Raw genomic sequence first — 5,746 nt, 5'->3', positions numbered from 1 at the left:
CGATGCAGAAATTCGAGACTCTCGCCAGCCCCGCAGGAGAAGCCATGATCGACGTCTATTCCACCGCCACGCCCAACGGGCACAAGGTCCATATCATGCTGGAGGAATGCGGCCTGCCCTACCGCGTTCATCACATCGATATCGGCGCTGGCGACCAGTTCAAGCCCGACTTCCTCGCCATTTCCCCCAACAACAAGATTCCGGCGATCGTCGATGCGGAAGGTCCCGACGGCAAACCGATCTCCTTGTTCGAGTCGGGCGCGATCCTGGTTTATCTCGCAAGCAAGGTCGGCAAATTTCTCGGCAACACCGATCGCGAAAAATTCGCCACCCTGCAATGGCTGATGTTCCAGATGGGCGGCGTGGGTCCGATGCTTGGCCAGGCACATCATTTCCGCATTTATGCCCCGGAGAAGATCGACTATGCGATCAATCGTTACACCAATGAGGCAAAACGTTTGTACGGCGTGATCGACAAGCAGGTGAAGAAATCCGGCTACCTCGCCGGCGAGGAATACACGATTGCCGATATAGCGACCTTCCCATGGCTGCGTTCATGGAAAAACCAGGGGATCGATTGGGCAGAGTTCCCGGACGCGAAGCGCTGGTTTGACGAGATCAGCGAGCGGCCGGGCGTTCAGCGTGGGGTGGAGGTCCTGGCGAATCTGCGCAAGCCGCTGCTCGACGACAAATCAAGAGAAACCCTGTTCGGCGGAACCCAGTACGCCAGGCGCTGAACAGGAGACGCGGATAGAAAAACGGCGGCTGAAACATCAGCCGCCGTTTTTACAGTGATGCTTCAGGTGTACCGGCGTGATACCGATTCGGCGACGCAGACCGGCTTATCGCCGCCCTCGCGCTCCATCGTTACCTGCCATGTCATCTGCGCGCCGCCGGGGATGTCTTCCACCGACAGCAAGGTCATGCGCCCCCTGACCTTGCTGCCGACCGGAACCGGTGCCGGGAAGCGCACCTTGTTCACGCCGTAATTGACGCCCATCTTCACGTCGCTCATGCGGATCGCGCTTGCCATCAGCATCGGCAACAGCGACAGGGTAAGAAAGCCATGGGCGATGGTGCCGCCGTACGGCGATTCCTTGCGGCTGCGCTCCACGTCGAGATGTATCCACTGATGGTCGCCGGTCGCGTCGGCAAACATCTGCACACGCTCCTGCGTAATTTCCACCCAATCCGATACAGCGACTTCCTGGCCGATCAGGCCCTTGAGTTCTGCTAGGGATGCGATTTCGCGCATGCTGTCTCCAATGTGATTGCTGCTGTTTTTTCCATCTATCCGAAGATAACCGGAACGTCGGTCAGGCCGGTGGGCGGCGCTTGAACAGGCCCATCCCCTTGACCGTCGCGACCAGTTCGCCGTGCTGGTTCTTTGCCTGCCACAGATTGACGACCACGCCGCGATCCGGCTTGCTGGCGGACGGACGCGTCTCCATCGCGGTAGTGGTGACGGTGAGCGTATCGCCGCCACGCACCGGCTTGAGCCAGCGCACCTCGTCGACACCCGGCGACCCCATGCTGGCGGCTTCACGCAGAAAGCCGTCCACCATCATCCGCATCATCATGCTGCAGGTATGCCAGCCGCTGGCGATGATGCCGCCGTAGATGGAATTGGCGGCGGCATCCTTATCGACATGGAACGGTTGCGGGTCGAACTTCGTTGCGAAGTCGATGATCTCTTCCTCGCTGACCGTGCGCGTTCCGATGTCGATCGTCCTGCCGACCACGAAGTCTTCGAAGTACCACTTCAGTTGAGACATTCACAGTCCTTTCGATGAGTGAGCCTTCAGGCAGCTTTCCTGAATCCCGGCTGTGCGGCGAAGCGCGCCAGATGGTAATCAGTATCGCCCAGCGTTAGCTCGATCATCGTCAAGCGCTTGAAGTGATGCGCAGCCTGCACTTCATTGGTCACGCCCATACCGCCATGCAGTTGCACAGCCTGCTGGCCGACGAACTTCAGTGCCTGCCCGATCCGTGCCTTGGCGGCGGAAACGGTACGCCGGCGCTCCTCGGCGTCGGCGGAGCTGACCTTGACCGCAGCAAGTGTTGCCATCGAGCGTGCCTGCTCAAGCTGCATGAACATTTCCGCCATGCGGTGCTGCAGGGCCTGGAATTTGCCGATCGGTACGCCGAACTGCTGGCGGGTTTTCAGATATTCGAGCGTCGCCTCGTTCAGCGCTTCCATCGCGCCGACCGCTTCTGCGCAGAGCAGCGTGGCGCCGTAATCGGCAGCCGCATCGAGCACATCCCAGCCGGCGCCTTCCTTGCCGAGCAAAGCGGATGCCGGCAATTCGACGTTTTCCAGCGTGATGTCGGCAGCACGATGACCATCCAGCGTCCGGTACTCGCGCCGGCTCACGCCAGTCGCATCGGCAGGCACGACGAACAGGGAAATGCCGCTCGTGTCGCGCTGACCGCCGCTGCTGCGAGCCGACACGATCAGTTGATTGGCCTGAGCACCGTGCAGCACCACCGTTTTGCTGCCATTCAGCACGTAGCTGCCGCCATTTGCCTTGGCCGTCGTAGCGATGTCGAACAATTCATAGCGCGACTGCTTCTCGCCGAGCGCGCAAGCGAGCTTCAGTTCGCCGCCCGCAACCTGTTCGAGGAGCGATTCCTGTCCGCCGGCAAGCTTGAGGAATTGTGCACCGAGTGCAGTAGCGAAATACGGCTCGATCACAAGACCGCGGCCGATTTCATGCATCACGACCATCATGTCAACAGCGGATCCATTAAAACCGCCCTGCTCTTCAGGCACCGGCAGGGCTGTCATGCCGAGCTCGGTCAATGTTGCCCATGCCTGATCGGACACGCCCTGCTCCGACTGGATGATCTTGTTGCGATGCTCGAAGGTGTAGTCCTTTTCGATCCAGCGGCGGAGTGCGTCGGAGAACTGTTGCTGCTCTGGGGTAAAGTTAAAGTGCATCGTTGTCTCCTCACAGGCCCAGGATCATCTGGGTAATGATGTTTTTCTGGATTTCATTCGAACCGCCGTAGATCGAGGTCTTGCGGAAGTTGAAGTAATAACCGGCCAGCGGCGCCGCATCGTCGTCGCCCGCAATGCTATGCTCGCGCTCGCCTTCCAGGTAGTTCGGATCGAACGGCATCGCGTACGGACCGACGGCTTCCACCATCAATTCCGTCAGCATCTGCTGCACCTCGGTGCCCTTCACTTTCAGCAACGACGCCTCCGGTCCCGGACCGCGCTTTCCGCCTTCTTTATAGAGGACGCGCAGCACCGTCATTTCGAGCGCCATGATTTCGATTTCCAGGCTCGCGACCTTGGCGGAGAACACCGGATCTTCCATCAGTGATTTGCCGTTCTTGCTCTGCTTTTCGGCGAGACGCTTCAGGAACAGCAGTTCGCGCTTCGCGCGGCCGACCGCGGCGATGTTGGTACGCTCATGGCCGAGCAGGTATTTGGCGTAGGTCCAGCCCTTGTTTTCTTCACCGATCAGATTTTCAACCGGCACCTTGACGTTGTCGAAGAAGACTTCGTTCACCTCATGCTCCTCGTCGAGCATGATGATCGGGCGCACGGTAATGCCGGGCGTCTTCATATCGATCAGAAGGAAGGAAATACCTTCCTGCTTGCGCGCGGCGGGATCGGTGCGCACCAGGCAGAAAATCATGTCGGCATGCTGCGCCAGCGTGGTCCAGGTTTTCTGGCCGTTGACGATGTAGTGATCGCCCTGGCGCTCGGCGCGGGTCTTCAGCGATGCGAGGTCGGAACCGGAGCCGGGCTCGGAATAGCCCTGGCACCACCAGTCGTCGCAATTCAGAATGCGGGGAAGGTAATACTGCTTCTGCGCTTCGTTACCGAAGGCCATGATGACGGGTGCCACCATGTTGACGCCGAAAGGGAGAATGGAAGGTGTGCCGGCACTGGCGCACTCTTCTTCCCAGATATGGCGCTGCACCGGCGTCCAGCCTGTGCCGCCATATTCGACCGGCCAGCCGGTGCCGACCCAGCCCTGTTTGGCAACGATCTTGTGCCAGCGGACGAAGTCTTCGCGGGACAGCCGAATGTGATTGAGAACCTTATGCTGCAGGTCTTTGGGCAGATTCGCATCCAGGAAGGCGCGAACAGTGTCGCGGAAGGCCAAATCTTCCGCCGTGTAATTCAAATCCATGCTGTCTCCTCGTTTAATCCCAGCCAAAAAGCACGACCGTTCTAAAGCGATTATACAGTGGATTTTAATATTTTTGACACTGAATTCCGCGCGATTTGGCAGCGCTTCAAGTCATTGGTTTGAGATCGAAATCTACTGCCGGTTCGCGCCGGATGCGCTGTTTTGCAAACCGGGTCAAGCCGTTCCGGACTTCGCTTCGGGCTGGCAGGAAGAAGCTGGCGAAGATTGACGCTCCTGTTGAGAGACTTTGTTTGTACGGGTTTCGGTAAAGGCGGTCAGCTTTTCGACGTTGACTCGCATTTCCGCCATCTGCTCGGCCTTCGCAAGCCGGACCAGGTTGCGCAGCGTTTCGCGGTACATATGACGCTCACGCGCTGTTGCGCCTTGGCCGCAGACAGCATCCACCATGTTGTTAATGACTTCGTCCGTATTCAACTCGTTTCTCATCATCTGCGCACCAAGTTCGTTGAGGAAATTTTCTTAAACGCAAGTATGCCGGGTCTTGCAAGCAATAATTTGAGAAGTATCAATTTTTTTGCAGGAAAGGATGAGCTTTGTAGGAATTTTCCTCATGAATTTTTGTCATCAAAATCTTTTCGCAGGTACAAAAAAAAACCGCACAGTTCACACTGTGCGGATAAGTACTTCCTGGGAGGCCTTAAGGGACCGATTTCAGTCTAGGCCAGAGGTGATTGGGGACATTGCGTTTGCGCAATAGTTGTTTGAAATAACTGCCGCAGCAAGGCTATTCTTATTTATCCATTAACCACGAACATTTGACAGCGGAAAAAGGAAGTCTTTAGCGCCGTTTGCAAGCCAGCTCGTCATCATGCATTCACCAGTCTTTGCAAGGCAAGATGCTGCATGTCGTGTGGCAGGAATTCGCCAATGTCGCGGCGCTTGCGCCGGCGGGGATGTTCGATTTCGTCCATGCGCAAGGCTTTAGCCGCCTTCCACAAGGCGACATCTTCCGCATAGGGACGCAGCGACGAGGTCTTTTCCCATGTTACTTTCTGATGGGAGTGAAAATCCCATTGCACCGGCGTCACCCCTTCCAGCACCCCCTGTTCGCGCAGCTTCAGGGCAAGGGTCATTACCTCGCCGGGGTGCGGGTTATCAGTCGGGAAATAGATGGAATTTGCCCAAGCCCTGATATCGCAGAAGTCCAGGACCTTGCCTGCCAGCGGCTTTTCCCAGAGGTCGGGATATGCCGACTGATTCAGCCAACGGCCTGCTCCTACCAGGGTACCTACCTTTAACATGGCAGCCTCCGCGAAAACAAAACGAATTACCGGTCGCCGATGACAGGAATTCCGCAGAAATTCCGACCCGACATTTATTACTGTGTTTTTATACAGTTAAACGATTCTAGCCAATCTGCATGCCGGTTTCAACCTGCACAGTCAAATTTCTTTACGTCAATTGCGTAGGTGAAAGAGCGGAAGTTTGCTAGGCTTTTATCTATCGTCTACCCGTTCAAATAGCAAAGAGGAATCCAATGGCGCGGTATGGTTTTCGCATTGTCAATGTATTCGCCGAATCGACGTTCGGCGGCAATCCGCTTTGCGTCTTCGAAGACGGTCGCGGCATTACCGATG

General features: G+C 57.0%; 7 protein-coding genes and 1 pseudogene. 2 read left to right on the top strand and 6 right to left on the bottom strand.

What is annotated here, in order from left to right:
• Positions 1–44 precede the first annotated feature (44 nt).
• Positions 45–737: a glutathione binding-like protein gene (locus VGU61_RS03130; RefSeq protein WP_326857644.1), complete on the top strand. Its 693-nt coding sequence runs from the start codon at positions 45–47 to the stop codon at positions 735–737.
• A gap of 62 nt (positions 738–799) precedes the next feature.
• On the opposite strand, the gene VGU61_RS03125 is transcribed toward VGU61_RS03130, so the two are convergent.
• The 6 genes from VGU61_RS03125 to VGU61_RS03100 all read right to left on the bottom strand — a co-directional run bounded on the left by VGU61_RS03125 (position 800) and on the right by VGU61_RS03100 (position 5,410).
• Positions 800–1,255, bottom strand: a complete 456-nt coding sequence (locus tag VGU61_RS03125) for a MaoC family dehydratase (protein WP_326857643.1) — start codon at positions 1,253–1,255, stop codon at positions 800–802.
• Between the two features lie 61 nt (positions 1,256–1,316).
• The gene (locus VGU61_RS03120) at positions 1,317–1,775 is read right to left on the bottom strand and encodes a MaoC family dehydratase (protein WP_326857642.1); all 459 of its coding nucleotides are present in this window, start codon (positions 1,773–1,775) and stop codon (positions 1,317–1,319) included.
• Positions 1,776–1,801: 26 nt separating this feature from the next.
• Positions 1,802–2,941, bottom strand: a complete 1,140-nt coding sequence (locus tag VGU61_RS03115; RefSeq protein WP_326857641.1) for an acyl-CoA dehydrogenase family protein — start codon at positions 2,939–2,941, stop codon at positions 1,802–1,804.
• A gap of 10 nt (positions 2,942–2,951) precedes the next feature.
• Positions 2,952–4,148, bottom strand: coding sequence for an acyl-CoA dehydrogenase family protein (locus VGU61_RS03110; protein WP_326857640.1), 1,197 nt, complete (start codon positions 4,146–4,148; stop codon positions 2,952–2,954).
• A gap of 174 nt (positions 4,149–4,322) precedes the next feature.
• On the bottom strand, positions 4,323–4,583 hold the full coding sequence (locus VGU61_RS03105; RefSeq protein ID WP_326857639.1) for a hypothetical protein: 261 nt from the start codon (positions 4,581–4,583) through the stop codon (positions 4,323–4,325).
• Positions 4,584–4,975: 392 nt separating this feature from the next.
• Positions 4,976–5,410 (bottom strand): hypothetical protein, encoded by a 435-nt coding sequence (locus VGU61_RS03100; RefSeq protein ID WP_326857638.1) that lies wholly within the window; start codon positions 5,408–5,410, stop codon positions 4,976–4,978.
• Between the two features lie 236 nt (positions 5,411–5,646).
• On the opposite strand from VGU61_RS03100, the pseudogene VGU61_RS03095 reads away from it, so the two are divergent.
• Positions 5,647–5,746, top strand: a pseudogene (locus VGU61_RS03095) (phenazine biosynthesis protein PhzC/PhzF); the annotation flags it as partial.

The sequence above is a fragment of the Noviherbaspirillum sp. genome (genome assembly GCF_035944575.1).
Taxonomy (GTDB): domain Bacteria; phylum Pseudomonadota; class Gammaproteobacteria; order Burkholderiales; family Burkholderiaceae_D; genus Noviherbaspirillum.
Note: the sequence above shows the minus strand (reverse complement) of the source record. Positions and strands in the feature narration are given on the sequence as shown.